1 protein-coding gene is annotated in these 1,590 nt (G+C 67.4%); it reads right to left on the reverse strand.

The features are described 5' to 3' along the window. On the reverse strand, positions 1 to 809 hold an 809-nt coding region (locus tag ABZ885_RS40835), incomplete at its 3' end, for an IS4 family transposase (RefSeq protein WP_360200231.1). Positions 810 to 1,590: the final 781 nt, after the last annotated feature.

Raw genomic sequence — 1,590 nt, forward strand, 5'->3', positions numbered from 1 at the left:
GTTGGCCGCCGAGGCGATACGGCACGGCGACCAGGAGTTCGCCGGGCTGCTCCGCGAGGGGCTGGGCGCTTCCCCCGACCCGGCAGCACGACCACGCTCCGCACCCGCCACAGCAGATCGGCACCGCCCGACCTCGCGGCCCGCCACAAGTCCAGCCCGCAGAACCCCCGGTCGGCCAGGACGAGCATGTCGCCGGTCCGCGCGGGGAACAGCTGCTCGGCCAGGACGCTCTCGTGGACGGACAGCGGCCCGACCTCCGCTGCGAACACCGCATGCGTGCCGCACTCGGCCAACGCCGCCACCCTGGCCTGCGGATAGGCGCTGCGGCCCTGACCTCGGCTCGTGCCCGGCCGGCCGAAGAACTCGGCGTTCGCCACCGTGTCCGGCACATCGAAGACGGTGCCGTCCACCGCAACCAGCCGCCACCGCCGGTACCAGGCCCCCGGAGTCCGGGCGACGGCCACCGGCCGGCAGACCCGGACGAACAGAGTCCGCAATGGCTCCGGACCCAACCGCAGACGTGCCCGACCGATCGCCGCCGTCGTCGGCACCCGCCACGCTTTCACCCACCGGCCTTCCCGGTCCAGCCCCTGCACCAGAAGCCGGGCCACCTCCTCATGGCCCTGGCCGAAGAACAGGCACATCGCCAGCACGAAATAGACCACCACCCGTGCGGGCAGCAACCGGTGTCGCTGCTCGACCCGACCGCACTCCGCGACTACCTCGTCGATCAACTCGGGCGGGAACGCCCGCGTCAACACCCCCAACGCGATCCGATCCGACAACCGGTCACCCACCGGCAACTTCACCTGTCCAGGACGTGGCACGGCCCATCCAACGACTGCATCGCACCAAGGTCACCGGTATTGGGCCTCGGGCCAATCCGAAGCCGGGCCCAGAACGTAGGAGATACGTGGCCAGACTTCGTTGAGAACGGTCAAACTTCATCGAAAGGGGTGAAGCGGCCCGCCCTAGCCGAGCGGCAGCCGTGTTGACCTCCGGTGGGCTCAACCACACTGTCCGCAGTAGCAAGGAGTCCGCTCCAGCCGCTTCGCTAGCCACCTGCTGGCACGTATCCGTGCCAGCGGATTCCTGGCAATGCCGCAAAGGCGTAGCAGCTCCCACTCATCCCGGCGAAGCTTGCGCAGGTGACCTGTGCCGAAGTAGACGGCCATGTCCGTCTTCAGTCGTGTCCGCAGGATGGATACCTGTCGAGCCCGCACACAGGTGAGCCTCAGAGCGGCGGTTGGCCCGGTGATTCCTGCAGGAGTGGTTCGTAGAGACACAGGCCGGAGGTTCTGGGTGGGTGCCACCAAGTTGCTGCGCACGACGAAGAAGAGAGCACGCGTCTTGGGCGACATCAACATGCCGCTACCGTTTGCGTAGTACCAGGTCATCATCTCCGCAGCGAGTTGGCGGCTCTCCTCGTCGGTCATCGGCGGTTCCCGATTGAGGTCGGACACTGCGGACAGTGCCCAGAGCTCTGAGTAGGCGACCAGCATCCGTTCGGTTAGTGGCTGTTGTCGTTCCGATCTTGAGGGGTGCCGGTCGAACGGGAGTCTCGATCGGGTGAGTCCGGCGGATCGGAAG

Source organism: Kitasatospora sp. NPDC047058 (assembly GCF_040643935.1).
In the GTDB taxonomy this organism is placed as follows: Bacteria; Actinomycetota; Actinomycetes; order Streptomycetales; family Streptomycetaceae; genus Kitasatospora.